This window comes from Amycolatopsis sp. CA-128772 (assembly GCF_002904295.1).
Lineage (GTDB): Bacteria > Actinomycetota > Actinomycetes > Mycobacteriales > Pseudonocardiaceae > Amycolatopsis.
Window position 1 is genome coordinate 208,540 of sequence record NZ_PPHG01000097.1, and the last position, 24,925, is coordinate 233,464.

Here is a 24,925-nt window from a genome sequence, read left to right on the forward strand (position 1 = left end):
TCAGGCCCCCACGATCCCTTTGAGGATCTCCACGACCAGCGGCGCGAGCGCCGCCAAGCCGTAGCCCCACCCCGCGGACTTGAAAGCCGTCTTGGCCTTCTCGACCTCGCCGGGGTCGCCGCCGCCCATCACGTAGCGGACGCCGCCGATGGACAGAAACACCGTGGCGAGGCCGGCCAGGATGCCCATGATCCAGTTGCGGACGTTGTTCAGGACGTCGGTGACCGACCCGGCGAGGGCGACGACCATCGTGTCGGCGTGTCCCGCCGACGCCGAGGCCAGCAACGCGATGGCCGACAGCTCGACCACCAGCACCACGTGCGACCACCGTCGGCGGCGTCCTGGCCTAATGGTCGGAGCATTCGAGAGCGTCGAGCTCGTTTCCATGGTCCGGTCCGGCGGCTGGAGGCCGCCGTCGAGACGAGCGCTACGCGGCCCGCTCTCGGCATCGATCACGCGCATTGGGGCACCTCCGAAGTTCGGGCTGAGCGCGGGTTCGTCCCGCAGCCCTGAACTCCGGAATCCGCGTCCGTTTTGGACACGCGGCGCCGAACTTTCCGCTCCGACTCGCCGTTGGTGTCGGACACGGAAGGTGACAACTGTGGCGTTTCGTGAGCGGGTGTGACGGGGCGTGCCAGGGCCACCGCGGCGGCCACCTGGTCGATCAGCGGGTCGGCCGGATCGGCCGTGGCCGCGCCCTCGCGCAGGTATTCGGCAAGCCGGCGTTCGGCGCGTTTGCGCGTCTTATAGGCGGCCCACTCACCGGTTTGGTGCTGCGCGGCCCAGTCCGTCACCGGCATGTTTTCCAGCCGGGTCGCGCCGATGAGCGCGGCCTCGGTCTGGGTCAGGACTACGTCCGCGACGGCGCGAGCGAGGACGAGATCCGGGTGTCCCCACGGCGCGTGCGGCGGGGTGGATCGGAAGCCCGGTGCGACCGGAGTCGGACCCGCCAACGCTTCGGTCAGCGCGTCGTAGCCGGCCCGGTAGGCGGCCCACCGCAGCCGCAGCATGATCCGCGGCGGCCGGAGGTCGATCGTCGACAACGCGGTCAGGAAGCCGCGCAGCACCTCCGCGTGAACGTCGGCCGGATCGCCGGCGAACCGATGGGACAAGGTGGCCGCTGCCGACGTCAGTGCGGGCAGCGCCACACCCACGGCGGCGACCGTCCAGGTCGCTCCTTCGGTTCGCGAGCGCAGCACCAGATGCGCCCACACCGCGTCGCGCGTCGCTTGCGGGCACTTGCGCGCCAGCAGGCGGTCGCGGACCTCGTCGAGCGGGACGTGCCGGTCCGGGAGGCCGGCGAAGAGCCGGCCGTTCAGCGACACCGGATGCGGTCCCGTCACCAGCCAGGTGAACGTGTTCCGGGCGATGTCCAGAGAGTTCGGGGTGGCCTCGTCGTGACGGCGACGAAAAGTGGATTGAGGTGCCATGTCGTGACTCCCGCGGCGTCGATGTGAACAACAACGACGCCATGAATCCACGACCGGTACCACGGAAATACCGCGCTATTGCTTGATGTCTACTAGTAGCTGGCTTTGCGCTGCTAGAGGTCTACTATTCGGCCCGGCGGTCGTCCGAACTGAAGATCGACTAGTTGAAGTTGAAAATGATGACTGACCTGTGTTTGTAGTAGTTCTCTAGTAGGCGGCGCGGTGTCCTCGTTGAGGTGCCCGGCAATTTCTTTGAATTGTGTCCAAAATCGGACCTTCAGCCGGAGTTAAGGGGTGTCAGAACACGCAGCACCCTTCCGTCGGAGGAGATCCACGATGACCCCGGCATACGACAACGAACGTCCAGAGGATGGCTCGCCGCAGCACGCTCCCGCCGACCCGCCGACCGTGCCGATCCTGCTTCCGCAGCGTCGGCGAGCGCGGCGTCTGCGCACCGTGCGCCGTTCGCGAACGGTCCGGCCGAGCACCGTCTGGCGGTGTGCGCAAGACGAGCTCCTCGGAGGCACCGGGCTGCTCGCGAGCTGGTTGCTGACTGCGGTCGTGAAGATCGTCACCGCCTACACGCAGCCGGGCCAGCGGGTGCTCCTGCTCGCGCCTGCGCCCTACCTCGGGCCGTCCACTTCGTCCTCGCCGATCGGCGATCGACACCGGTCCCGGCCCGGTCCGTACGGCGGGCTGCACGAAGCCAGCTGGACGGTGGTCCGACTCGGTCGTCGTGTCCAAACCCAGACCGCCGTCGCGCCCCAGGACCCGATCAGCGAACACCACGGCGAGGCGTTGGCCAAGTCCGGGTCCGGACTCCGACCCGGCTCGGGCGGTCCGATCGGCGTCGGGGTCGTTGCGCCGCCTGCGCGCGATCGGTCCGGACCGGACACGACCGCGACCGGGGCCGGTCCGGACCGCTACGACCTCATCATCACCGCGTCCGGACCGCGGCCCGGCGACTGGTTCCGACCGGCCGATTGGGCCGATGCGCTCCACCCGACCGGCATACTCGCCGTGATCACGCATGGTGATCGAGTGGAGGGTCGGCTCATCGACCCCGCAAGTTCGCTCGTGCGCGCCGCGCACGGCGCCGGCCTGCTCTATCTCGATCGCATCGCCTTGCTGCGCGCGCCGGTTCGTAACGGGGCGCTCGCTGCCGCGGCACCGGCCGCGCCGCCCGCTATGCCGCCTGCGCGGCACGCCCGCGTGCACGACGACCTCTTGATCTTCGCCCGCAAGCCGGTCTCCAAGGCCGCCGTGGCAGGGGAGAAGACCTCCGATGAATGACCAGCTGAAATCACTTGGGTCGTCGGTCGACGGGCTGCCTCTTTCGGTCTGGCCAACCGGGCAGCGGAGCCCGCTTGAGCAGCTGCGCGACGCCGGGTGTGTGCCTGGCACCCAGATCGACGACGAGCGGATTCCTCCTGCCGTCGCCGCGCACGCGATCGCCGTCTACAGCCGGCTCGGCGACCTCGTTCTCGATCCTGATTGCGGTGCGGGGACCGTACTGACCGCAGCGCTGAGCGCCGGCCGGGACGCGCTCGGCTTGACCGGCCGCACCCGGTGGTGGTCCCTGGCCCGCGCCAACGTCACCGCCGCCAAGACCGCGGGCGCGTGGCGCGACGGCTCGGTCTTCGATGCCCGTCCGAAGGTCCTCGCGACCGCCCGAGCCGCTGGCTTGATCGGGAGAGTCGGACTCGTGCTGACCGCCCTGCGAATGGAGCCGGAGCCTACGAACGGTCCAGACCGCGACCCGGTCGAGTCCGCGCTCGCTGACGCCGCCGCGACGATGCTCTACGGCGAATCGCTGCTGCGCTCAGGCGGCCACTTCGTCATCGTTGCAAGACCGCGCCGGCGTCCGGACAGCACGTTGGCGGACCTGGCTACCCCGCTCATCGCCGCCGCGACCACGGCCGGGCTGGCGCTGGTCGAGCGGTGCGTTGCCCTGACCGCCGGACTGCGCGGCAGCCAGCTGGTCACCCGCGCCTCGCTCCCTGCCCGTCGGGCTGCTGCGCGAGCTCGTACCGTCGGTGTGCCGACCGCACTCCCGGCGCACCACGAGGTGCTCGTCTTCGGACTCGCCCACGACGTCGAGCTTGCCGCCGCGGCGGCAAGCGGCGTTCCGCGGCGGCCTCGGCTGGACGCTGCTGGCGCCGTCCGCGCTGGATGGGGGCGAGCCGCATGACGACTCGCCGTTCCGTCGGTGAACGCACTGGCGCATCGGTGGCCGAGACCCGTCCACAGCGCTGGTCTCGGCTGTGGGCAAACCCGTGGACAAAACGATCTTGCATCGCCGAGGAGGGCCGGGAAGCGCTCGCCTTGCACCACGCCGAAACAACCCGCCGCGCACGCGATGCGATGATCGAAATCGTCCGCGCTGGCTACCAGATCGGGCCTCCGCCCTACGGCTACCGCGCGCTGCGCATCCGCGTCACCGACCCCAGCGGGCGCAGCAAGCTGCGGGCGGTCCTGGTCCCTGACTGGCAGACCGCCGCGGTCGTAAAGCAGATCTTCGTGTGGCGAGCCGACGACGGCTTGACGTTCGCCGCCATAGCGGCACGCTTGAACGCCGACCTTCGCCAGTACCCGGCGCCGAGCGGGCGGTGGACGGCGAAAGCTGTCCAGCGGATCGTCACCAACGTCAAGTACACGGGGCGCCAGGTCTGGGCTCGCACCGCGGCCGGTCGTGCTGCTCCTGCCGAGCAGTGGGTGACCTCGGCGCCGAACGCGCATGAGCCGTTGATCGACGAGCGACGTTTCGAGCTCGCCCAGCTGCGGGCGGGGGCGGGGCTGTGAGCCTGACGATCGTGCCCGTCACCTTCCGCGGAGCGTGCCAGTTCATCGAAGCTCACCACCGCCACCACCGGCCGCCCCGCGGGATGAAGTTCGCAATCGGCGTGATGAGCGATGACGGACTGGTCGGCGTCGCCACGGCGGGGCGTCCCGTCGCGCGCCACCTCGACGACGGCGTCACGATCGAAGTCACGCGGACCTGCACCGTCGGCGAGCCGAACGCGAACTCCAAGCTGTACGGCGCCGCTTGGCGAGCGGCGCGAGCGATGGGCTACCGCCGTCTGATCACCTACACGCAGGAAGGCGAGAGCGGTGCCAGCCTCCGCGCGGCCGGCCTGCAGCCCGTCGCGGAACTTCGGCCGCGATCGGGGTGGACAACCGCGTCCCGGCCACGGAACTCGCACGGCGTCGATGGCGTCCGGCGAACTCGCTGGGAAGTCTGCGCGAAGCCGGCGGCGTTCGTTCCTGTACCCGGTGAATCGTCTTGTCGGACAGCTGTTTCAGCTGGTACAGCTGGCGAAGATCGATGACCGGCGACGAATCGTTCGTCGCCGCCGACGGAACTCAGGTCGATTTCGAGCTTCGCGTCGTGACCGGCGCCGAGGGTGCGCGTCTCGCGAGAGCGCAGGCACGCGCAATACAGGAGGTACTGGCATGGCTCACGGCCCAGAGGCAATCCGAGCATGGGCCGGACCGCGCCGCGTAGACCGCGTCAGCGCGTTCATCGGGCAGTCGCCGGTCGCTGTGCAGCTTGAACCCGCGATCATCCGAGTTGCCTTTCTTGGCCGGACGTCGACGTACGACCAGCAGGACCCGACGCTTTCGGTCCCCCGCCAGTACCGCAACTGCGCCTCGGCGCTGCCGGAGAACGCCACCATCACCGCCCACTTCTACGACATCGAGTCCGGGCGGAAGGAAGCCGACGTGCGCAGCGGGAGCCGCGCGCACGAGATGTTCGACATCGACATCCCGCGTGACGGCGGCATCCAGGAACTCCTCGACGAGGCCGCGCGTCCGGGACGCCGGTTCGACGTCGTCATCTGCGAGGACATTTCGCGGATCACACGGCGGACGTACATCGGCACCCGGATCGAGCACCAGCTCGAACAACTTGGCGTCCCGTTGTTCGCGGTCGACGAAGGCGTGCGGATCAGCGAGCCGGGGAAGAGGACGAAGACCGCGACCCAGATCCTGACCCGGCGCGTCAAGCAAGGCGTCGCAGAGTGGTACGTCACCGAAATGCTCGAGAAGAGCTGGGACGGGTTCGAAACGCACACCGATCAGGGCTACAACGTCGGCAAGCCTTGCTACGGCTACCGCGCCGACCACATCAAGCACCCGGTGCCGGCCAAGCGCGCCAAGGGGATGAAAAAGACCAAGCTGAAGGTGCACGAGGTCGAGGGCGCCGTCGTCCGCAAGGTGTACGAGTGGCGCGTGTCGGAGCGTCTCGGGTACCAGGCGATCGCCGACCGGCTCAACAAGGACCTGACGACGAACCCACCGCCGGTGCCGGTCGACCCGACCCGCGCCGTCGGGGTCTGGACGTACTCCAGCGTGCGCGAGGTGCTCACCAATCCGAAGCACACCGGGCACATGGTCTGGAACCGGCGGGCTCGGAAGGGGAACGGCAAGAACAAGCTGAACCCGCCGACCGAGTGGGTGTGGTCGCCGAAACCGGCGCATGAGGCACTTGTCGACCTGGACACGTTCGTCCTGGCGCAGCAGGTCGCGCCGCAGCGCGAGCGCTCGCGGACTTCGCCAGGCAAGAGCCGGGATCCTCAGGCCAAGGTGGTGTATCCGCTCCGCAGCTTCGTGTACTGCGAGCTGTGCGGCCGCCGGATGTGCGGCAACAAGCCGACGGCGCTTCGCTACTACGCCTGCGCGCCCAAGCGCGCGTGGCGGCCGGAGGGGCACCCGACGATCTGCCGTGTCCGAGAGGACTCGCTGCTCGAAGCGCTCGAATCCTTCCTGGACTCGCGACTCTTCGGGGCGTACCGGCAGGACCTCCTGGACCGGAACCTAAAGGATCTCGACCACGCCGGCCGCCGAGACCGCGTCGACCGCATCCGTGCGCTGGAGCGCGCGCTCGCCGAGAACGCGACGAAGAGCAAGAACCTGCTCCGGACCCTGGAGGTCGCTGACGACGTCAACAAGGAGATGGTGCGGGACATCAACGAGCGGCGCACCGAGCTCAAGGTCGAGAAGGCGAGCCTCGAAGCCCAGCTCGAAGAGGCCGAGGAGACGGCTCGCCAGGCGCCGAACACCGAACTGCTGCACGAGCTACCGCTCGGCTCCGTTCGGCTGGAAGGCCTGCCCGACGAGCTGTCCCGTCAGCTGTTCGAGGCTCTTCGCCTCGAGATCCGCTACGACCACGCGACCCAGAAGGCGACGTGCCGGGTCACCCTCGTGGGCGAGAGCCTGGCCGCGGTGTCGCAGGTGCTCAACCGCTCGAATGTCGTCCCGCTGCCGGTCGAGATCGCAGACAGTTCCGCCACGTCGAAGGAGGGCCAGCTGATGGCCAGCTCAAGCACGTCTTCTTCGATGATGGTTTGCGTGGCATCCCGTCGGGGGCACCACGCAAACGATCATCTTCCGAACAGCCTGAACACTTCGACCCCGGCGGGGTGCGGGCGACCGATCTCTCGAAACTTTCGGGCCGGCACAAACAGAACATCGACGAGCTGGAGTCGCTCGGGTTCGTCTGGCGGGTCCTGGCGGTGCAAACGGCGGCTCATCGACGTCACCGGGCACCAGCGCACCCACGCCGGCGACGGCAGCCGCCCACCTGGCCTGGTTGGATACCCGCTCACCGGTGTTGTCCGCGGCAAACGATTTACGCTACGGTGACCTGGGAGCGCTCCCAGTTCTCGGGACCCCGGCGTGAGCGCCCTGCTCGCAAGGAGGCGACGCATGGCTCTACGCGCGAAGAACCCGACCCGGATCGCCGGCATCGTCGTGCTGGTGGGCCTGGGAGCCGTGCTTCCTTCGCCCGCCGCGTCGGCTGCCACCGTTGACACCCAGGCCTCCTACGTGCTCGTCAACCGCAACAGCGGCAAGGCGCTCGAGGTTTCCGGCGGGGCCACCTCCGACGGCGCCCGGATCACCCAGCGCACCCGTGACGACCGCGGCCCGCAGCAGTGGCAGTTCGTCGACTCCGGCGGCGGCAGCTACCGCATCAAATCCAAGCACAGCGCCCTGGTGCTGAGTTTCCCCTCTACCGCCGACCGGGCCGGCCTGGTGCAGAGCGCCGACGCCGGGCGCGGCGGGCAGCAGTTCCGCCTGGCCGACTCCGCCGGCGGTGACGTGCGGCTGCTCAACCAGGCCAGCGGCAAGGCCGTGGACGTGCTCTACTCGTCCACCGCCGACGGCGCGCGGATCGTCCAGCTGCCCGACACCGGCCGCGCCAACCAGCGGTGGCAGCTGGTCAAGCTCGCCGCCGACACGACACCCCCGACCGCGCCGGCCGACCCCCGCGCCGCCAACCTGACGTGCTCCGGGGTCGACTTCTCGTGGTCGGCGTCGTCCGACGACGTCGGGGTGACCTTCTACGACGTCTACCACGACGGGCAGCTCATGACGTCGGTGCCGGGCACGGCCCTGTCGGCCCGGTTGACCGTCGTGCCGGGGGCCAGCTGGGGCCTGTACGTCAACGCGCGCGACGCCGCGGGCAATGTCTCCCAGGCCAGCACCACCGTCCCCATCAGCGTGCCGCAGTGCCAGGCCGACACCGAGCCGCCCACCACCCCCACCGGCGTGACGGCGACCGCGTCGGGCACCACCGTCACCGTGAGCTGGACGGCGGCCACCGACAACGTCGGCGTCACCGGCTACGAGATCCTCCGCGACGGCATCGCCGCCGGCTCGACCGCCGGCGCGGACTCGACGTCCTTCACCGACAGCGCCCTGACGGCGAACACCCGCTACCAGTACCAGGTGCGGGCACGCGACGCCCAGGGCAACCGGTCCGCCCTGAGCACCTCGATCGCGGTCACCACCGGGGCCTCCTGCGCCACGGCGTTGTGCTCGGTCACCCGGGTCACCACCGAAACCGACCTGCCCTGGGGGCTGACGACCCTGCCCGACGGGCAGGTGCTCTACAGCCGCCGCGACCTCTTCGAGATCGTCCGCCTCGACCCCGCCACCGGCCAGAAGACCGTCGCCGGGCGGATTCCGGACGCGGCCGGCACCGACGGCGAGGGTGGTGTCCTCGGCATCGCCGTGGCCGCCGACTTCGCGGCCGATCCGTGGCTGTACGTCATGCACACCACCGCGACCGACAACCGGGTGGTCCGCGTCCGCTACACCGGCGGCGTGCTCAGCGGCACCCCGCAGGTGCTGCTGACCGGCATCCCGCGCAACAAGTACCACAACGGCGGCCGGCTGCGCTTCGGGCCCGACGGCAAGCTCTACCTCTCCACCGGCGACGGCCAGAACAGCGCCTGGGCCCAGGACCTCACCAGCCTCGCCGGCAAGGTGCTGCGCATCAACCGCGACGGCAGCGTCCCCTCGGACAACCCCTTCGGCACGCCGGTGTGGAGCTACGGCCACCGCAACCCGCAGGGCCTGGCCTTCGACGCCCAGGGCCGGCTCTGGGAACAGGAGTTCGGCAACTCCGTCATGGACGAGACCAACCTGATCGTCCGCGGCGGCAACTACGGCTGGCCCGCCTGCGAAGGCACCACGGGCAGCTGCGGCAACTCCGGCTTCGTCGCGCCCAAGCACACCTACCCCGTCGCCGAGGGGTCGTGCAGCGGCATCGCCGTGGTCCGCACCGGCCTCTACATCGCCTGCGAACGCGGAACCCGGCTCTACCGGGCCGAAATCTCCGGCGACAGCCTGACCGACGTCCAGCAGTACCTCAACGGCAGCTACGGGCGGCTGCGCACCGTGGAACCGTCCGCCGACGGCGGCCTGTGGCTGACCACCAGCAACTACGGCGACAAGGACAGCGTCCCGGACAACAGCAACGAAAGCATCCTCAAGGTCGAGCTCGGCCGCTGAACCCGGCACCCGGAAGGAGACCCGGCATGGCTCACAGGACCCGGCCCCACCGTCGCAAGTGGACGGTGACGGCGGCGGCGCTCGTGCTCGCGGGTGCGGTGGCACCCGCGGCGTCCGGTGCCACCCCGGACCCCTCGTGCCCGGCCACCGGTTCGCCGTTGCCGAGCCCGGCGGTGGCGGCCCAGCTCATCCGGGGCGGGTTCACCTTCCTCGAAGGCCCCACCTGGGACCGGCGGACCGGCACCCTGCTGGTGTCGGACATGCGGAGCCCCACGGGTCCCCAGGGCGTGCAGCCGTCGGCGATGCTCCGGTACACCCCGCCGGCCACCTTCGAGACGTTCATCGCCGACGCCGGGAGCAACGGCCTGGCGATCACCGCCGACGGCACGCAGGTGCTCGCCGCCACCCACGACAACCGCACAGTCTCGGCCTACCGCCTGAGCGACCGCAGCCGCACGACCGTGGCCGCCGGCTACCTCGGGCACGCGTTCAACTCGCCGAACGACCTGACCACCGGCCAGGACGGCACCACGTACTTCTCCGATCCCAGCTACCAGCGGGGCAACCGCGCCGACGAGCAGGGCGGCCGGACCAGCGTCTTCCGGGTGCGCGACGGCGTGGTGAGCCTCGTCGACGACACGCTGCCGCAACCGAACGGCGTCGTCCTGTCCCCGGACGGCACGACGCTCTACGTGGGAGCGACCGGCGCCGACGTGATCATGAAGTACCGCGTCCACCCCGACGGCTCCACCAGCGATCGCGCGGTGTTCGCGAACATCCGGACCCCGGACGGCGCGACCGTCGACTGCGCGGGCAACGTGTACTGGGTTTCCAACGGCGAAGGCCTCGTTCACGTCTTCTCCCCCTCGGGGGCCCGGCTCGGCACCATCTCCGCCGGCCGCACCAGCACCAACGCGGCGTTCGGCGGGCCGGACGGCCGGACCCTGTACATCACCTCCAGCGTCGCCGGTGGCGGGTACGGCCTCTACCAGACGCGCCTCGCCCTGCCCGGCAATCCTTATTAGACGGACGAAGGAGTTCGCATGGGGCAAGCGTTCAGCCGGCGCACCGCGCTCGCCGCCGGCGCGGCCGTCACCGCCGGCCTCGCCGTGCCCGGCGTCGCCCGCGCCGGGCAGAGCGGCAGCGTGCGGTTCACCCTCGACGCCGAGACGCTCGACGGCGGCGAGCAGGTCACCGCCGTCACCCTCCGGACCGGGCCGGTCGACCCCGCGAGCCTGACCCCCGGCATGTTCAGCGTGCACGCGAAGGCCACGAGCCCGATCGGCACCGGCGGCCAGGACATCGGCTACGACCTCGACCGGCCCGTCACCGCCGCGCGGCTCGACCACCGCGGCGACGTCGTGCTCGAGCTGAGCCACGCCGAAGGGCAGCCCGGCGGCAGCACCCTCGGCTACCTCGAGGGCCGGGGCCGCAACGTCCGGCTCGACCTGGTCTACACCATTACGCAGAACGCGCCCGTCCGCCTGCGGCACGGGCGGCCGGTCACCTTCCCGTCGTTCACGCAGGGCGGGTTGCGCAATCCGGAAGCCGACGCTTTCACGTACCACACCTCACGTTCGGGGATGAAGTACCGGCTGTACTCCCCGGCGTCGCACCACGGCGAGCGCCCCCTGATCGTCTGGCTGCACGGCGGCGGCGAGGGCGCCTCCCTCCCCGACGGCTACTACGACAACGAGACGACGCTGCGCGCCAACCGGGGCGCGCTGGGTTTCGCCACCCGGGAAGCACAGTCCATCTTCGGCGGCGCGTACGTGGTCGTCCCGCAGAGCACGTCCGCCTGGATGGACGACGGTCCCCGCTTCGCCCCGCTCATCCACGAGATCATCCGCGAGGTGCTCCGCACGCGCCCCGCCGACGCCGGCCGCGTGCTCGTCGCCGGCTGCAGCAACGGTGGCTACATGAGCCTGAAGATGACGACGGTCTACCCGGAGACGTTCGCCGCCTCGGTCCCGATCTGCGGGGTGGTCGCCGCCCGGGAACCCGGCGGCCCGCCGTTGCTCCCGGACGCCGAGCTGGCCGCGATCAGCACCCCGACGTGGCTGGTCACCTCCCGGGACGACGACACGGTCGACCCGGAGGCGAACACCGTCCACGCGCACGAGCTCATCCCCCGGTCGAGGTTGACGCTGTACGACGAGGTGGTCTGGAACGGCCACCGGTTCCCGGGCCACTGGTCGTGGATCTACGTGGCCCGCAACGACCCCAGTAGCGGCGGCACCCACGTCTGGCCGTGGATGGCGCGCCGGGGACGAGCTTCGAGGGAGCCGAAATGACGGCAATCGCCTGTGTTCGTGGCCGTGAGGTGCTCGACAGCCGGGGCAACCCGGCCGTCGAGGTCGACGCCCTCCTCGAGGACGGCTTGCTCGGGCGGGCCGCCGTTCGGTGAGGCCGTCGCCGCGGTGAACACCGAGCTCGCCGGCGTGGTCGTGGGGCTCGCCGCCGAAGCGCAGGCCGAGGTCGACATGGCTCACTACGGCTGCCGGACGCGCCGATCGTCCAAAAGCGACAGTTCGTCCGCCACGTCACACAGGAACGCGGTGTCGCTGTCCAGGTCCGGTCCGCCGGAGACGGGTTCCGTCCTCGCCGGCTCGACACCCCTCGCGCGGGCCTCGATCGCCGCGACGATCACCGCGGCTTCGAGCTCCGCCGGGCGGGCCGACCGCTCCCGAGCCGCCGTGGCGACGTCGGCGTCCCGGTGTGGTTGCAGGTCGAGGACGCCGTCCCGGATCTCGATCACCCGCCGGTACACCCGCAACCGCATGTTCCACCAGCCCACCCGCGGGTTCAGCGCGATCGACGGATCGCCGGCCGACAGGAGCTCCCAGAGCGGGCGCAGGCGGGTGTACTGGCGGTACCGGCGCCACCAGCCGGCCGCGGCGGGCGTGGCGGCCCCGAGCAGCACGAGGGCGTGAGCCACATTGGGCAGCACCGCGCTCACCCAGAACACGAACCCCAGCGGGTACCGGTAGCCGAACCGGCTGGCCCCGACGCGGACGACCCGGTTCACCAGGTACACCAACGCCAATGCCGTGCCGCTGACGATCATGTGCAGGCCCGCGCGCACCGCCCGGTCCGAGGTGCTGCGCGCGAACCGCAGCCCGAGGCGGATCACGTTCGCGAACGCGGGCGTGAGCGTGAGCAGGTAGGCCACCCAGTACTCGAACACCCACGGGGCCTGGGGCAGCAGGCTCGGCGTCAGCTCGAACAGCACGCACATCGACGCGAACATGCCGGCCGTCCACCACTTGCTCCAGCGGCTGCGGCGCAAACCGTTGAGGTGCGCCAGGAAGTCGTGCGCCGACCACGCCACGAGCACCATGCCCGCGTGCCCGAGCAGCCGCGCGAGGTTGTTGCCCGGGGTCAGCCCCGCCATCGCCGTCTGCACGGCCGGGGTCAGCGCGGTCAGCGACACCGCGAGCCCCAGCAGCGCCCGCCGGATCGCGTCGTCCTGGTTGCGCCAGCTGAGCACCAGCAGCCACGCGGCGCCCGGCGACGTGTAGCGGAGCAGCACTTCACCCATGGAAACCGTCGAAGGCGTTGCGGAGCCGGTCGCTCAGCGTCGTCCCGGTGTGCACGCGCTGGCGGATCAGCGTGGCCAGCATCTCCGCTTCCCGTTCCTCGTCCGTGGAGTACCCGGTGCGGCCGAGTACCCGTCGCACCAGGGCGGGGTCGAGGCTGGGCAGCAGCTCCTGCGCCTGCGCGGCCAGGTCCATCGACACCGGGTAGTGGTCGCACAGCAGGTGGCTCAGCTCGTGCAGGAGGATGTGCTCCTGGTGGGCCGGCGGGGTGCCCTGTTCGTGGAAGATGATGTCCGCGGCGTCCGTGGCGATCCACAGGCCGCACACACCGGTGAGTCCCGTGACGGGCATCAGGTGGATCGGCCGCCCGCGGTGCGCGGCGATGCGCCCGGCGAAGGTCCGGACGTCGAACGGCACCGGGACGTCCAGGCCGCGCACCAGCTTTCGCAGGCGGCGGGTGTTCACGGCGTGCCGTCGCCCTGGGGCAGGCCTTCGAGCTCGCGCACGCGCTCGACCATGTCGGCGATGGTGGCCAGGCTCTTCTCCGACAGCCCCTTGGCGCGCAGGGCGAGCTGGCGCACCGGAACGTCCCGCAACGCGTTGAGCAGTGCCAGTTCCGCGTTGATCCGGGTGGCCTCGGCGTCGTCGAAGAAGTACGCCGGTGGCACGCCGAAGAATTCGGCCAGCGCCTCGACGTGCCGCTTGGTCGGGTTGTCCCGCACGCCCTTGCGCAGCTGCCACAGGTACGTGGCCGAGATCGTCGGGCCGCCTTTGGCCCGGATCGCCTTGGCGACCTCCTCGAAGGTGTACTCGCCGCCGTCGTCCGCCCGCACCGTGCGGAACAGGTGGTCGACCCGCGCGGCCAGCACTCCTTCGTCTCCGGTCATGCGCGACATCATATCGGCCGCCATCAACTGTGGTGGCATCCGAGCGAGCTGCTTCGTTCACGCTGGTTGACATCGCCTGGACATTTCAGTTTACTTCAGGACGGCACCGCATGAACTGGGATAAATGGTGCCGAGGGGGAGGGAAATCATGTCTCGTATCAGGCGACTGCTCATGGTCGTGGTGCTCGCGGTTTCGGCTGCGGCCGTGCCATCGGTGGCGTACGCGAGTGCCGCTGATCTGCACGACTGTCCCGACGACTACTTCTGCGTCTGGGAGGACGTCAACTCGACCGCTCCTTACAACCCCTACGGTCCTTTCGCCAAGTTCCAGGCCGGCTCGTCCGACCTGGCGAAAGCCATCAGCGGTCACGTGTTCAACGACCGGATCACGTACGTGTGGAACCGGACCACGCGCCTGTGGTGCCTCTTCAAGGACGCGCACTACGTGGGCAATCCGCTGCGCATTTCGGTCGAGTGGCAGGGCCCGCTCGGGCCACGCTACGGCTTCGACAACATCGTGAGCTCGCTTCAAGCATGTGACCTGAGCTAGCAGTTACGAGGGGACGCAAAAAGATGAAGAAGGTTCTCAAGAAGGCCGCGGTGCTCGGGGCCGCGTGCGCAGCCGTGGTGGCGCTCGCTCCGGCGGCGTCGGCGTCGGAGCCACCGGCCGCGGGACGAACCTGCCAGTTCGTCAACGAGGTGGGGAAGGTCGTCGCGGGTGCGTACCTGTACGTGGACAACGTGTCGGTCGGGGTGGCCGCGGTCTGCCGTGACGACTCGTACAACTACTGGGGGTACGTCGGGTTCGTCGAGAAGCTCACGGTCAGCCAGTGGGGGCAGGCGACGCTGTACCGGCACCGTGACGGCGCCCCCTCCGGCACGGTCACCTGCGACAGCAACGGCGGGAACGGGAGGGTGATGCCGAACCAGCGGGTCTGCTGGACCCCCAAGGTGAGCGGGCTGAGCGGTCACTACTCATTCCTCGCGATGGGCGAGATGTACAGCAGCCACACGGGCAAGCTCCTGGTCATCGGTACGACCGGCGAATTCGCGCGCTGACCGGCCGGCGGCGCCGTCGGTGAAACAGGCCACCGGCGGCGTCCGTCACCCCGGCGGGGTGAGGTCGGGGCCGCCCGCTCGGGGAGCACGTTGCGACACGGACGGCACGCCCGGAATGCGGCAGGATGCCTGCTATGACACTGCCTGCCCTTCCCGAGGAAACCTTCCACCGCGTGCTCTGCGTCGTCGCGCACCCGGACGACATGGAGTACGGCATGTCCGCCGCTGTCGCCCGGTGGACGTCCCGGGGGATCGAGGTCGGCTACCTCCTGCTCACCCGGGGTGAAGCCGGGATGCCGAACCCGCCCGAGGAGACCGCCCGGCTGCGGGTGGCCGAGCAGCGGGCCGCCTGCGATGTCGTCGGTGTCGAGCGGCTGACCGTTCTCGAACACCCCGACGGGGTGCTCGTCTACGGTCTCGACCTCCGCCGGGACATCTGCCGGGAGATCCGGCGGTTCAAGCCCGATGCCGTCTACGGGTCCGCCTTCGACGTCGAGACCGGGTTCGGCTTCGACCAGGCCGATCACCGGGCGGCCGGGCTGGCCACGCTCGACGCCATCCGGGACGCCGGCAACCGGTGGGTCTTCCCCGAACAGGTCACCGACGAGGGGCTCGAACCGCACTCCCCGCGCTGGTACCTCCAGCCCGGCTTCGCGAACGCCACCCACGGCGTCGACGTGACCGGTGAGCCGCTGCGGCGCGGTGTTGCCTCGCTCGAAGCGCACGCCGAATACCTGGCCGCCATCCCCGACCACCCCGTTCCGGGGGACTTCATCCCGCAGTTCGCCGCGATGAGCGGGAAGCACATGGGCGTCGAGCACGCCGTCCTGTTCCGCGCCCACGACCTGCAGGCGCCGCCGGACTTCGACGCCGAAGCCTGACGCCGGCGGTCTCTGCGAAAACCGTGGCCGTTCCCGCGAACCGCTGCCGACAATGACGGTATGGCGTTCACCGAACCACCCGATCCCGGTCACGCGCGGAGCCTGGCCGAGCTCATCGCGCAGCTGCGGCTGCTCAAGGCGTGGGCGGGCGGCCCGTCGTACGCGCAGATCGCCGAGCGGGTGAACCGGCTCTGGACCGCCGCCGGGCGGCCGGCCGCCGAGCGCACCGCGCGGACCACCGTGGCCGACTGCTTCAAGGTCGGGCGCGCGCGGCCGAACACCGACCTGCTGCTGGCCGTCGTCGAGGTGCTGCACCCGGACCCGGGTTACGTCGCCGGCTGGCAGGACGTGCTGCGGGTGGTGCGCGGCCGCGCCGAGGCGGCGACCTTCGTGCAGGCCCAGCTCGGCCTGCCCGAGGCCGTCCCGCACTTCACCGGGCGCCGGGCGGAACTCGCGCGGCTGGCCGCGGTGCTCGCCGGCGGTCAGGTGGCGGCGATCGCCGGCATGGCCGGGGTCGGCAAGACCGGGCTGGCCGTGCAGGCCGGGCACGAGCTGCTGCGCACCGGGCGGTTCGACAACGCGCTTTTCGTGAACCTGCGCGGGTTCCACCCCGATCCCGGCCAGCCGCCGGTGGACCCGGCCGCGGTGCTCGACTCCTTCCTGCGGTTGCTCGGGGTGCCCGGGCACGCCGTGCCCGCCGACCTGGCCGGCAAGACGCGGCTGTACCAGGAACGGTCGGCCGGGCGGCGGCTGCTCGTCGTCCTCGACAACGCGCGCGGCGAAGACCAGGTCCGGCCGCTGCTCGGCGGGGCCGTCCTCGTCACCAGCCGGATGGCGCTCACCGGCCTGTCCGGCGCCGCGCACCTGCGGCTGGACGCGCTGAGCCCGGACGAAGCCCTGGCCTACCTGCGGCGGACCGTCGGCGCCGAGCGGGTCGACCAGGCGCCCGGCGTGGCCCGGCGGATCACCGCCGAACTCGGCCGGCTGCCGCTCGCGCTGACGCTGGCCGCGTTGTGGATGACCGCGCCCGCCCACCGGTCGTGGCTGCTGGCCGACCACCTGGAGCGGCTCGAGCAGCGGCGCGCGCACCTGCGTCTCGACAACGCCGTGGACGCGTCGATCAGCCTGTCCTACGACCAGCTCGGCGAGCCGGAACGGCGGGCCCTGCGGCTGCTCGCCCTGCACCCGGGCGCGGACCTGGACGCCTACGGCATCGCCGCGCTGGCCGGGACCGGGCTGGCGGAGGCGACCCGGATCGCGGACCGGCTCGTCGCCGCGAGCCTGGTGCGGCGCGGCGAGGGGGACCGGTTCGAGCTGCACGACCTCGTCCGCGCTTTCGGGATGGCGCGGGCCCAGGACGAGGACGCCCCGGCCGGCCGGAAGGCGGCGCTGTCGCGGCTGCTCGACTACTACGTGTTCGCCACCGCGACCGCGATGGACCACTATGCGCCGCGCACGCGTGGCCACCGCCCGCACGTCCCCGACCCCGGGCTGCCGATCCCGCCGCTGACCGGCCGCGAGCCGGCGGCCGCCTGGCTGGACGCCGAACGCGCCAACCTGGTCGGCGCCGGCGTCCACGGGGTGGCGTCGGGGCACGCGGGGCTGCTGTCGCGGCTGGTGTTCCGCTACCTGCAGACCGCCGGCTACATCCGCGAGGCGCTGGCCCTGCACACGAGCGCGGCGGAGTCGGCGGACCCGGTCGCCCGCGGGCACGCCCTGACCAGCCTCGCGGCCACGCACAGCCAGGTCGGCCGCTACGAGGTGGCGACGCGGTACGCCGGACAGGCGCTGGCTTGCTTCCGCGGCGCCGGAGACCGCTCCGGCGAGTGCCGCGTGCTCGGCACGCTGGGCGCGATCGCCTCCTGGAACGGCGACTTCCTGCGTTCGGCGGAGTTCCTGGGCGAGACGCTGACCCTGGCCCGCGAACTCCGGGACCGGGTCGCCGAACGCACCGCGCTGACCAACCTCGGCTACGTCTACGGCCGGCTCGGCTGGTACGCCGAGGCGCTGGAGATCCACGGGAAGGCGCTCGTCATCGACCAGGAGACCGGCGACCTCTGCGACACCGGGCGGACGCTGCTCAACATCGGCGACACGCACCTGCGGTCCGGCAGCCACGAGGAAGCCTGCGCCCACTTCCGCCGCGCGACGGCCATCGCCGAGCGGGCGGGCGACCGCGACCTGCACGTGGAAGCGTTGCTGTGCCTCGCGGACGCGTCCTTGGAACTCGGCGACCCCGGCCCCGCCCGGACGACGCACGAGTGCGCGCTCGCGATCGCGGAGGAGCTGGGCAGCCTGCACGCGGCGGCCCGCGCGCACGCCGGCCTCGCCCGGGCCCTGACCGGGCTGGGCGACGGGGAGCGGGCGCGGCACCACTGGCTCGCCGCGCGTGACCACCACCGCGAGCTGGGCCTGCCGGAACCGGCGGAGATGACGGCGGGAATCGGCCGATCGGTGCCGGCCGGCGGCTGACGAGCCGGGCCAGGCCGAGCCGGGCCAGGCCGAGCCGGGCCAGGCCGAGCCGGGCGCGTCCGGGTTCGTCCGGGATTGCTGCTCGCGGCCGTGGCGCACCGCAATGCTCGCAGCCGGTGCGGGCGGCGGGGAACCGCTTCCCGCACCGTGGACACCACCGTCGAAGGGAGACACCATGGGGCGCCTGATCGACCGCGTGCTGAACCGGATCGTGCCCACCGCCCAGGCTTCCGCCTGCAGCGGCGGCTACTTCTGCAACGCACAGGGCCACCCCGGCTACTGGTACCGGTTCTGCTGCCCGCAGACCGGCTGCGAGTGGTCCAAGGTCCGCAGCAGCTGCTGAGCCGGCCGGGCGGTGTCCGCCGCCTTCCCCGCGGACACCGCCCCGCGTCGAGGGGAGTGACATGGAGTACCTCCGGGCCGCCGCCGCGGCGCTGATCGCCGTGGTGTTCGCGGCCTCCTCGGTGGCGAAGCTGCGGGACTTCCGCGGCTTCGCGCGTTCGGTGCCCGCGCTCGTGCCGATGCGCGCGAGCCGGGTCACGCCGGTTTCGGCGGCCGTCGTCGTCGCCGAAGCGGGCAGCGCGGTCCTCGTCGTCGTGCCGGCCACGGCCGCGGCCGGCTTCCTCCTCGCGTCGGCGTTGTTGCTCGCCTTCACTGCCGCCATCGCCGCTTCGCTGCGACGCGGGCGGCCTGCGCCGTGCCGCTGCTTCGGCGTGTCCGAAACCCCGGCCGGACCGCGTCACCTGGCCCGCAACGGCGTGCTGCTCGGCCTCGCCGTCCTCGGCGCGCTCGCGCCGGAGCAGCTGCCGCCGCTCGCCGGGGCCGCCGTCGCGGTCGCCGCGGGGGTGGTCGTGGCCGTGCTCGTCATCGCGATGAATGACATCGCCGTCGTGTTCGCAAGGAGTTCCTGATGCCCTTCGTCGTCGCCGCCCTGGTGCTGCTCGGCCTGCTGTGCCTGCTGAACCTGCTCCTCACCGTCGGGATCCTGCGCCGGATGCGGGCACAGCCGGCGGCCGGGACGCCCTTCGCGCTGCGCCCCGGTTCGGCCGTCGGCGAGTTCACCGCCACCACGACCGACGGCGAGCCGCTCACCGCCGCCACGCTGGACGGCACCCTCGCCTTCTTCTCCGCCGACTGCCCCGCCTGCCACGACTCCCTGCCGGACTTCCTCGCCTACGCCCGCGAACAGGGTCGTGACAACGTCTTCGCCGTCTTCGGCGGCGACGACCCGGACACCGTCCGCGCGCTGGCCGAAGTCGCCCACGTCGTGGCGGCGGACCTCGACGGCGGCCCGGTCGCCGCCGCGTTCCGCAACACCTGGACCCCCGCGCTGTACGTGGTGACCGGCGGGCGGGTGGTCGCGACCGCGGGCCGGGTGCACGAGCTGCCCGTCCCCGCCGGGCGGTAACCGTGGGGGAGACGCGGATCGGCGCGGCCCAGGTGCGCGCCGCGGCCGCGGCCGCCACCGTCCTGCTGTGGCGCTCCGGCCCGGCGCGGCTGCTGGGGCTGCTGCTCATGACGGCGGCCGCGGCCACCGCCCCGATCGCCACCGCCTGGCTGACCAAGCTCGTCCTCGACCGCCTCGTCGAGCGCACCGGCGCGGTCGGCGGCCTGGCCGTGGCGCTGGTGCTCACCGGGCTCGCCGTCGCCGCGCTGCCGGTGGTGGTCCACTACGTCCGCGCGCAGATCGGCCGCGCGGCGAGCACGGTGGCCACCGACGGGCTGTTCGACGCGCTGGGCCGGCAGGTCGGCTTGCGCACCTTCGAAAACCCCGCCTACCAGGACCGGCTGCGGCTGGCCCAGGAGAGCTGCGGCCGGATGCCGGAAATCGTCGACGGCGTCGGCGGCACGCTCAGCGGGACCCTGTCGCTGGCCGGCTTCCTCGGCTCGCTGCTCCTGCTGAGCCCGGCGATGACCGGGGTCGTGCTGGCCGCCGCGGTCCCCGCGCTGCTCGCCGAGCTGCTGCTGGCCCGGCGCCGCGCGGCGGTGGAGTGGCGCGTCGAGCGGTTCGCCCGGCGCGAGTTCTTCTACAGCCAGCTGCTCACCGGCATCGCCGCCGCGACCGAGATCCGGCTGTTCGGCGTCGGGGCGTTCCTGCGCGCCCGGATGATGGCCGAGCGCCGCAGCGCCAACGACGCCCAGCGCCGCATGGACGAGCGGGAACTGTGGACGATGGGTGGCCTGACGGCGCTGAGCGCGGCGGTCGCCGGCGGCGGGCTCTGGTGGGCGATCACCTCGGCGCGTGACGGGTCGCTCAGCGCCGGCGACGTGTCGATGTTCGTCGCCGCGGTCGCCGGCGTGCAGGCCGCGCTGGGCACGCTGGCGTCGTCGATCGCCAACGGCCAGGCCCGGCTGCTGTCGTTCACGCACTACGTCGCCGTGGTCCGGGCCGCGCCCGACCTGCCGAGCGCGGCGGCCGGCGAGGCACCGGCGTTGCGGCGGGGCATCGAACTGCGGGACGTCTGGTTCCGGTACAGCGACGAGCACCCGTGGGTGCTCCGCGGGGTGGACCTCACCATCCCGCACGGCACGGCGGTCGCCCTGGTCGGCCTCAACGGCGCGGGCAAGAGCACGCTCGTGAAGCTGTTGTGCCGCCTGTACGACCCGACGCGCGGGCAAGTCACGTGGGACGGCGTGGACCTGCGCGACATCCCGCCGGCGTCGCTGCGCGACCGGATCAGCGCGGTGTTCCAGGACCACATGAACTACGACATGACCGCGGCCGACAACATCGCGCTCGGCGAACTGTCCGCGGTGGACGATCGCGCCCGCCTGGTCGACGCGGCGACCCGCGCGGGCGCGCACGACCGGATTTCGGCCCTGCCACAGGGGTACGACACCCCGCTGACCCGGATCTTCGAGATCGGCACGTCGACGGGCGTGGTCCTGTCCGGCGGCCAGTGGCAGCGCCTGGCGCTGGCGCGATCGCTCGTCCGCGAGGGCCGCGACCTGATGATCCTCGACGAACCGAGCTCCGGCCTCGACCCGGAGGCCGAACACGAGGTGCACGCCCGCATCCGCGAGCACCGCGAGGGCCGCACGAGCCTGCTCATTTCCCACCGGCTGAGCGCGGTGCGCGACGCCGACAGCATCGCGGTCCTGGACGAAGGCCGCGTCACGGAGCTGGGCACGCACGAAAGCCTGCTGGCCGCCGGCGGGGGTTATGCGCGCCTGTTCCGCCTGCAGGCCGACGGCTACCAGGCGGTGCCGTGAGAGCGTTGGTACTGGTGGGTTTCCTGGCTCTGTTCGCGGCCCGCCGCCTGCTGATCCTGACCACAGTGGACGGTCCGAGCATGGCCCCCGCCCTGCGGTCGGGCGACCGCGTCCTGGTGCGCCGAACCCGCCACCCCCGGCGCGGTCAGGTGGCCCTGCTGCGGTTCCCGCAGCTGCCGAGCGGAGCCCCGACGGGAGACCAGCTGCTGCTCAAGCGCGTGGTGGCGGTGGCGGGCGACCGCCTCCCACCGTCCTGGGCCGACCCGGACATCCACGGCCTGGCGGGAGCGGTGGTCCCGCCAGGCTGCACGGTGGTACTGGGCGACAACCGGCCGACCAGCTGGGACTCGCGGCACTACGGGTTCGTGCCGCGGGAGCAGCTGGTCGGCGTGGTGGTGCGGCACGTTTCCCGGGGGTAGGCCGTTCGCGGCGTGCCGCCCCTGGACGGCATGACGCGATGTCGTCGCTCCTGACTGACCTGCTCCAGGCACACTGGCGTCGTGGCTCTGCACGAACTCGGGACCGCCGTGCGCTGGTTGCGCGAGAACACCGACCCCACCGCCGTCGGACTGCCCGTCACCGGAACCAGACGCGTCCGCGGGCTGCGCCGCGAGGAGCTGGCCGAACTGGCCGGTGTCTCCGCCGACTACGTCCGGCGGCTGGAACAGGGCCGCCGGCAGCCCTCGGCCGGGGTCGTCAACGCCCTGGCCCGTGCCCTCGACGTCCCGCGGGCCGAGTACGAACGCCTGTGCGCCCTCGCCGGGTACGCCGCCGACAGCGGAGACGTTCCGCGTCAAGCCGGCGCTGCCGCTCTTCGGCTGCTCGAGCGGTTCGACGACACCCCCGCCTTCCTGACCGACGCCGCGTGGAACGTCATTGCCGTCAACGGGGCCTGGCTGGCGCTGCAGGCCGGGGCGCCCGCGCAGCACGCGCGGGACTGGAACGTCGCCTGGCGGACCTTCCGCAACGCCCTCGGCGGCATCAGCCGGACCGACGATCGCGCCGCCGGGTTCCGGGCCATGCTCGCCGCCCGGCTGCGGGACACCGCCCTGCGCTATCCCGGCGACGAGGCGCTCGCCGGGCTCGTCGACGAGCTGCGCCGCACCAGCCGGCCCTTCGACACGCTGTGGCGCTGGCCGGAAACCGTGACCGCTCACGAAAACCGGGCCGTCTTCCGGCATCCGGACGGCACCGATGTCACGCTCGACGGCAACCTCCTGCACGTGCCGGGGGACGACCTGATGGCCGTCGTCCTCACCGCGGCACCCGGGTCGGCCGATGCGGCGCGGCTCGGTGAGGTCGTCCGCGCCGCCGGGGCGCCGGTCGTCGTGAAGGTGGGCCAAGCCGGCCCAGGCTGATCTCGGCGGCCGCCGCGATCCTGGTGCCGGTGGATCAAGGGCGAGAGGAGGTCAGGGCCCGTCCTTGCGGCGGCGCGGCGCGGCCGAGCGCGGCGCGGCCGAGCGCGGCGGTGTCGAGCGCATGTGCTCGCGCACCGGCGTCAGCAACCCGGCCAGGGCTTCGACCTGGTCCCGCGAGAGCGGGTCCAGCAGCAGGCTGCTGACCACCTCGATGTGCCCGGGCAGCACCTTGCCGAGCAGCGCGCGCCCGGCGTCGGTGATGGTGACCGTGACGCTCCGCTCGTCGTCCGCCGACGGGCCGCGGACGACCAGGCCCGCCTTCTCGAGCAGCCCGGCCTGGTAGGTCAGGCCGCTGCGGCTGTAGACGACGCCGTCGGCCAGGTCGGTCATCCGGTGGCGGCCCGCCGGGGCGTCCCCGAGCCGGGCCAGCAGCTGGAACTGCACGTAGCTGAGGTCGCCGGCCTCGCGCAGCTGCTGCTCGACCGCGTGCCGCAGCAGGGCGGCCACCTCGATCAGGGCGAAGTAGGCACCGAGCTGCACGGGGTCGAGCGACGCGGGTGAGTCAGGCATCCCCGCAGTCTACTGCTTCGAATTCGAAGGGTTGTCAAGGTGAGTCACCTCACTTGCTTCAAATTCGAAGCAGCGCTACTGTCGTCCGCAGTTGCTTCGAATTTGAAGCACAACCCCGAGTGAGAGCAGAAGTCCGATGAAGGCAGTGCGTTTCCACGAGTACGGCGAACCCGGTGTCCTGCGCTACGAAGACGTCGAGCAGCCGGTCCCCGGCGCCGGCCAGGTCCGCCTCCGCGTCGCCGCGACGTCGTTCAACTCCGTCGACGGCAACATCCGCGGCGGCTTCATGCAGGGCCCCATCCCGGTCGAGCTGCCGCACACCCCCGGCCTCGACGTCGCCGGCACGGTCGACGCGCTGGGCGAGGGGGTGACCGGGCTCGCGGTGGGCGAGCAGGTCGTCGGCTTCCTGCCGATGGACAAGAGCGGGGCCGCCGCGGAGTACGTCGTCGCCCCGGCCGAGGCCCTGACGCCGGCGCCCGAAAGCGTCCCGCTGGCCGACGCCGCCGCTCTGCCGCTGGTCGGCCTGACCGCCTACCAGGCCCTGTTCGACCACGCCGGGCTGCAGGCCGGGCAGCGCGTGCTGGTCAACGGCGCCGGCGGTGCGGTCGGCGGCTACGCCGTGCAGCTGGCGCACCACGCCGGCGCGCACGTGATCGCCACGGCCGGCCCGCGTAGCGGTGACGCGGTCAAGTCCGCCGGCGCCGACGAGGTCGTCGACCACACCGCCACCGACGTGACCGAGGCGGTGACCGAGCCGGTCGACGTCGTGCTCAACCTCGCCCCGGTCGCCCCGGAGCAGCTGGCCGCGCTGGTCGCCGTGGTCCGCCCCGGCGGTGTCCTGGTCAACACGACGGTGTGGATGCCCGCCCCCGCCGACGAAGCGCGCAACGTCCGCGGCATCGACCTGTTCGTCCGCAGCGACGCCGGGCAGCTGGCGAAGCTGGTGGCGCAGGTCGACCGCGGCGAGCTGCACGTCGCCGTCGCCGAGCGGGTGCCGCTGGCCGAGCTGCCGGCGCTGCACGCCCGGGCCGCCGAGGGCGCGGTGCACGGCAAGGTCATCGTCGTTCCGGCCACCGAGTGACCCGAGCGGCGACGGCCGAGATCCACAGCATCGCCGCGATGGCGCCGGCGGCGAGCGTCAGGGAACCCGCCGGACCGCCCGCCATCGCCCACGCGTCGCCGAGCAGCAAAGCAGTACCCGCGACGAACGACAGTCCCGCGGCCCGCCGGTCGCCCGCCCGGGCGAACCGGCGGCCGAGGACGTAGCACGCGGCGATGAGCGCGACGAACGAAACGCTGCCGGCCGCCAGGTGGCCGTACGCGTGCCACGACACCTCCGTCGGCACGGCGTCGGAAGTGCCTGCGGGGAACCCGTTCCCCGGGTCCGGCGGGAAGCTGCCCGCCGCGATCATCCCCGCGCCGTAGGCCGCGAGCAGCCGCGGCAGGGCTCTCCCGCCGAAGCGGAACCTGCTCGCGCCGATCAGGATCAGCACGCCCGCGACGACGAAGCCGGTGACCTGGATCCACCCGAGCGAGCCGGTGCTGAGGGCGCTGAGCGGGTGGCGGGTCAGGTCGAAGCCGTCGCGGCTCGCCGCCTGGGCCAGCGAAACCGTGGCCCACAGCGGGGCCGCGACGGCGAGGCAGGTCAGGCGCGCGGACGCCGTCGGAGCGGGCCGGGTAAGGGTCGTGGCCATGAGAAGTTCCTTTCCGGGGCGG

26 protein-coding genes are annotated in these 24,925 nt (G+C 72.0%); 19 read left to right on the plus strand and 7 right to left on the minus strand.

Translation table 11 applies throughout. The annotated features are described in order from the left end of the window. Both C2L59_RS44740 and C2L59_RS44745 read right to left on the minus strand, forming a co-directional pair. Positions 1 to 318, minus strand: a complete 318-nt coding sequence (locus C2L59_RS44740; RefSeq protein WP_233224036.1) for a pilin — start codon at positions 316 to 318, stop codon at positions 1 to 3. 134 nt (positions 319 to 452) lie between these two features. Continuing rightward, positions 453 to 1,430, minus strand: a complete 978-nt coding sequence (locus tag C2L59_RS44745) for a hypothetical protein (RefSeq protein ID WP_103355647.1) — start codon at positions 1,428 to 1,430, stop codon at positions 453 to 455. A gap of 336 nt (positions 1,431 to 1,766) precedes the next feature. Here C2L59_RS44745 and C2L59_RS44750 point away from each other — a divergent pair, with 336 nt between their 5' ends. The 8 genes from C2L59_RS44750 (at position 1,767) to C2L59_RS44785 (ending at position 11,524) form a co-directional block, all read left to right on the plus strand. After that, positions 1,767 to 2,723, plus strand: coding sequence for a hypothetical protein (locus C2L59_RS44750; RefSeq protein WP_103355648.1), 957 nt, complete (start codon positions 1,767 to 1,769; stop codon positions 2,721 to 2,723). Next, positions 2,716 to 3,621: a DNA methylase gene (locus C2L59_RS44755; protein WP_103355649.1), complete on the plus strand. Its 906-nt coding sequence runs from the start codon at positions 2,716 to 2,718 to the stop codon at positions 3,619 to 3,621. Before C2L59_RS44750 ends, C2L59_RS44755 begins: the two co-directional genes overlap by 8 nt. Next, entirely contained in the window at positions 3,618 to 4,232 is a 615-nt protein-coding gene (locus tag C2L59_RS44760; RefSeq protein ID WP_158263156.1) for a recombinase family protein, read from the plus strand. The genes C2L59_RS44755 and C2L59_RS44760 overlap by 4 nt, the downstream gene beginning before the upstream one ends. Continuing rightward, positions 4,229 to 4,759, plus strand: a complete 531-nt coding sequence (locus tag C2L59_RS44765) for an XF1762 family protein (RefSeq protein ID WP_233224038.1) — start codon at positions 4,229 to 4,231, stop codon at positions 4,757 to 4,759. The genes C2L59_RS44760 and C2L59_RS44765 overlap by 4 nt, the downstream gene beginning before the upstream one ends. Further along, positions 4,704 to 7,076 (plus strand): recombinase family protein, encoded by a 2,373-nt coding sequence (locus C2L59_RS44770; protein WP_158263157.1) that lies wholly within the window; start codon positions 4,704 to 4,706, stop codon positions 7,074 to 7,076. Before C2L59_RS44765 ends, C2L59_RS44770 begins: the two co-directional genes overlap by 56 nt. 63 nt (positions 7,077 to 7,139) lie before the next feature. Further along, positions 7,140 to 9,230: a PQQ-dependent sugar dehydrogenase gene (locus tag C2L59_RS44775; protein ID WP_103355652.1), complete on the plus strand. Its 2,091-nt coding sequence runs from the start codon at positions 7,140 to 7,142 to the stop codon at positions 9,228 to 9,230. Between the two features lie 26 nt (positions 9,231 to 9,256). Continuing rightward, positions 9,257 to 10,255: an SMP-30/gluconolactonase/LRE family protein gene (locus C2L59_RS44780; protein ID WP_103355653.1), complete on the plus strand. Its 999-nt coding sequence runs from the start codon at positions 9,257 to 9,259 to the stop codon at positions 10,253 to 10,255. A gap of 18 nt (positions 10,256 to 10,273) precedes the next feature. After that, positions 10,274 to 11,524: a prolyl oligopeptidase family serine peptidase gene (locus C2L59_RS44785; RefSeq protein ID WP_103355654.1), complete on the plus strand. Its 1,251-nt coding sequence runs from the start codon at positions 10,274 to 10,276 to the stop codon at positions 11,522 to 11,524. Positions 11,525 to 11,721: 197 nt separating this feature from the next. Here the strand turns inward: C2L59_RS44785 and C2L59_RS44795 are convergent, their stop codons facing one another. Genes C2L59_RS44795 through C2L59_RS44805 form a run of 3 tightly spaced genes read right to left on the minus strand, consistent with a single transcriptional unit; the run spans position 11,722 to position 13,656 of the window. Beyond that, positions 11,722 to 12,771, minus strand: a complete 1,050-nt coding sequence (locus tag C2L59_RS44795; RefSeq protein WP_103355655.1) for an MAB_1171c family putative transporter — start codon at positions 12,769 to 12,771, stop codon at positions 11,722 to 11,724. Then, positions 12,764 to 13,234, minus strand: a complete 471-nt coding sequence (locus C2L59_RS44800) for a hypothetical protein (RefSeq protein WP_103355656.1) — start codon at positions 13,232 to 13,234, stop codon at positions 12,764 to 12,766. Before C2L59_RS44800 ends, C2L59_RS44795 begins: the two co-directional genes overlap by 8 nt. Continuing rightward, positions 13,231 to 13,656 (minus strand): helix-turn-helix domain-containing protein, encoded by a 426-nt coding sequence (locus tag C2L59_RS44805; RefSeq protein ID WP_103355734.1) that lies wholly within the window; start codon positions 13,654 to 13,656, stop codon positions 13,231 to 13,233. Before C2L59_RS44805 ends, C2L59_RS44800 begins: the two co-directional genes overlap by 4 nt. 148 nt (positions 13,657 to 13,804) lie before the next feature. Between C2L59_RS44805 and C2L59_RS44810 the strand changes: the two genes are divergently transcribed. The 10 genes from C2L59_RS44810 to C2L59_RS44850 all read left to right on the plus strand — a co-directional run bounded on the left by C2L59_RS44810 (position 13,805) and on the right by C2L59_RS44850 (position 22,639). After that, positions 13,805 to 14,206 (plus strand): peptidase inhibitor family I36 protein, encoded by a 402-nt coding sequence (locus C2L59_RS44810; protein ID WP_158263158.1) that lies wholly within the window; start codon positions 13,805 to 13,807, stop codon positions 14,204 to 14,206. Positions 14,207 to 14,229: 23 nt separating this feature from the next. Next, positions 14,230 to 14,715 (plus strand): hypothetical protein, encoded by a 486-nt coding sequence (locus tag C2L59_RS44815; RefSeq protein ID WP_103355658.1) that lies wholly within the window; start codon positions 14,230 to 14,232, stop codon positions 14,713 to 14,715. A 125-nt stretch (positions 14,716 to 14,840) separates the two neighbouring features. Beyond that, the gene (locus C2L59_RS44820) at positions 14,841 to 15,596 is read left to right on the plus strand and encodes a PIG-L deacetylase family protein (protein ID WP_103355659.1); all 756 of its coding nucleotides are present in this window, start codon (positions 14,841 to 14,843) and stop codon (positions 15,594 to 15,596) included. A gap of 60 nt (positions 15,597 to 15,656) precedes the next feature. Beyond that, positions 15,657 to 18,068 (plus strand): tetratricopeptide repeat protein, encoded by a 2,412-nt coding sequence (locus C2L59_RS44825; protein WP_103355660.1) that lies wholly within the window; start codon positions 15,657 to 15,659, stop codon positions 18,066 to 18,068. Positions 18,069 to 18,243: 175 nt separating this feature from the next. Then, positions 18,244 to 18,411, plus strand: coding sequence for a hypothetical protein (locus C2L59_RS48395; protein WP_199199745.1), 168 nt, complete (start codon positions 18,244 to 18,246; stop codon positions 18,409 to 18,411). Between the two features lie 61 nt (positions 18,412 to 18,472). Next, entirely contained in the window at positions 18,473 to 18,979 is a 507-nt protein-coding gene (locus C2L59_RS44830; RefSeq protein ID WP_103355661.1) for a MauE/DoxX family redox-associated membrane protein, read from the plus strand. Then, positions 18,979 to 19,476 carry a TlpA family protein gene (locus tag C2L59_RS44835; protein ID WP_103355662.1) on the plus strand — a complete coding sequence of 166 codons (498 nt, stop codon included), beginning with the start codon at positions 18,979 to 18,981 and terminating at the stop codon, positions 19,474 to 19,476. The genes C2L59_RS44830 and C2L59_RS44835 overlap by 1 nt, the downstream gene beginning before the upstream one ends. Before the next feature lie 2 nt (positions 19,477 to 19,478). After that, complete coding sequence (locus C2L59_RS44840) at positions 19,479 to 21,281, plus strand: ABC transporter ATP-binding protein (protein WP_103355663.1); 1,803 nt, start codon at positions 19,479 to 19,481, stop codon at positions 21,279 to 21,281. 14 nt (positions 21,282 to 21,295) lie between these two features. Continuing rightward, positions 21,296 to 21,700, plus strand: coding sequence for a S26 family signal peptidase (locus C2L59_RS44845; RefSeq protein ID WP_233224039.1), 405 nt, complete (start codon positions 21,296 to 21,298; stop codon positions 21,698 to 21,700). Between the two features lie 81 nt (positions 21,701 to 21,781). Then, positions 21,782 to 22,639: a helix-turn-helix domain-containing protein gene (locus tag C2L59_RS44850; RefSeq protein ID WP_103355665.1), complete on the plus strand. Its 858-nt coding sequence runs from the start codon at positions 21,782 to 21,784 to the stop codon at positions 22,637 to 22,639. 51 nt (positions 22,640 to 22,690) lie between these two features. Here the strand turns inward: C2L59_RS44850 and C2L59_RS44855 are convergent, their stop codons facing one another. After that, positions 22,691 to 23,209 carry a MarR family winged helix-turn-helix transcriptional regulator gene (locus C2L59_RS44855; RefSeq protein WP_103355666.1) on the minus strand — a complete coding sequence of 173 codons (519 nt, stop codon included), beginning with the start codon at positions 23,207 to 23,209 and terminating at the stop codon, positions 22,691 to 22,693. Positions 23,210 to 23,345: 136 nt separating this feature from the next. On the opposite strand from C2L59_RS44855, the gene C2L59_RS44860 reads away from it, so the two are divergent. Next, entirely contained in the window at positions 23,346 to 24,290 is a 945-nt protein-coding gene (locus C2L59_RS44860; protein ID WP_103355667.1) for an NADP-dependent oxidoreductase, read from the plus strand. Here the strand turns inward: C2L59_RS44860 and C2L59_RS44865 are convergent. Continuing rightward, on the minus strand, positions 24,265 to 24,903 hold the full coding sequence (locus C2L59_RS44865; RefSeq protein ID WP_103355668.1) for a DUF998 domain-containing protein: 639 nt from the start codon (positions 24,901 to 24,903) through the stop codon (positions 24,265 to 24,267). The genes C2L59_RS44860 and C2L59_RS44865 overlap by 26 nt on opposite strands. Between the last annotated feature and the right edge of the window lie 22 nt (positions 24,904 to 24,925).